Genomic DNA, 1258 nt, shown 5'->3' on the forward strand with positions numbered 1-1258 from the left:
TGTAGTGGTCAAGTAATACTGGCCACGGTTTTACAGTAAAAATGGTACCTGTTCTCGGACTCTTCCGGTGTCAACCCACCGTTATAATGGTGAGGTCTGACACTGTTGTAGTAGTTCAATATGTAATCATTAATTTGCTGCCGGGCCTCGTCCTTGTCGACGTAACCATTCGCTGGCACCCATTCTGTTTTCAGACTGCGGAAGAAGCGTTCCATTGGGCTATTATCCCAGCAGTTTCCCCGCCGACTGACACTTTGCTTTATTCTGTAACGCCAGAGAACTTGTTGATATTTCAGGCCTGTATACTGGCTTCCCTGGTCGCTATGGAACATAACATCATGTGGTTGACCACGCGTCTCATAGGCCATCCGCAGGGCATCGCTTATCAGTGCAGTATCGGCATGTGCGGACAGACTCCAGCCGATAACCCTGCGGGCAAAAAGATCCATCACAACCGCCAGATAGCACCAGCAATTTCCGGCCCAGATATAGGTAATATCTCCACACCATACCTGGTCTGGCTCGGGGACAGCGAACTGGCGCCCGAGCAGATTCGGCAGGCAGGTATGCTCCTGACGGGCATTTTTGTACTGATGTTTTCCGGGCTGACAACTGCTCAGATTCAGATGTTTCATCAGCCGCCCGGCACGGTAACGGCTCATCGGGACGCCGTTTTGGGTCAGCATGTCAGCCAGCGTGCGCGCCCCCGCAGAGCCCCGGCTTTGGTTCCACGCCCGGCGTATTTCACTGCACAACCTGACATGCACCGGATTCACCGTATCGCGTCGTTTTTGCCAGTACCGGTAACTGCTGCGGTGTATTCCCAGAGCAGAACACAGACTGACAACGGTGTGGCTGCCACTCAGTCTGGCAACTATCGTGAACCGTTCAGCGAGTCGGACATCAAGAGTGCAGTAGCCTTTTTTAATATAGTATTTTGTTCCTCCAGGCGGCGAACCTGCTTTTCCAGCTCGCGAATACGTTGCTGGTCTGGAGTAATCGGTGTGGCAGAGGGGGCAATCCCCTGGCGCTCTCGTCTGAGCTGACGTACCCAGCTCTCAAGTGTGGTAGAGCCGACATTCATCGATTCACTGGCTTGTCGATATGAGTAGCCCTTATCAACAATCAGTTGCGCACATTCCAGTCTGAACTCGGGGGTGAAAGTACGTTTGGTTTTCTTGTTCATTAAGTCACCTGTTTTGTGTTGAGGTGAGAATATCACCTTTAATCAGGTGGCCAAACTTACTGTGCCACTACA

General features: G+C 51.9%; 1 protein-coding gene. It reads right to left on the reverse strand.

Annotated features, from left to right (window positions below; translation table 11 throughout):
* Nucleotides 1-8: 8 nt before the first annotated feature.
* Nucleotides 9-1222, reverse strand: a protein-coding gene (locus NNO03_RS22395) for an IS3 family transposase (protein WP_271450609.1) whose coding sequence is annotated in 2 segments (ribosomal slippage) — nt 9-928 and nt 928-1222 — 1215 coding nt in all. Because the reading frame shifts where the segments join, the coding sequence is not laid out codon by codon here.
* Nucleotides 1223-1258 lie beyond the last annotated feature (36 nt).

This window comes from Citrobacter sp. Igbk 16 (assembly GCF_028069755.1).
In the GTDB taxonomy this organism is placed as follows: domain Bacteria; phylum Pseudomonadota; class Gammaproteobacteria; order Enterobacterales; family Enterobacteriaceae; genus Citrobacter.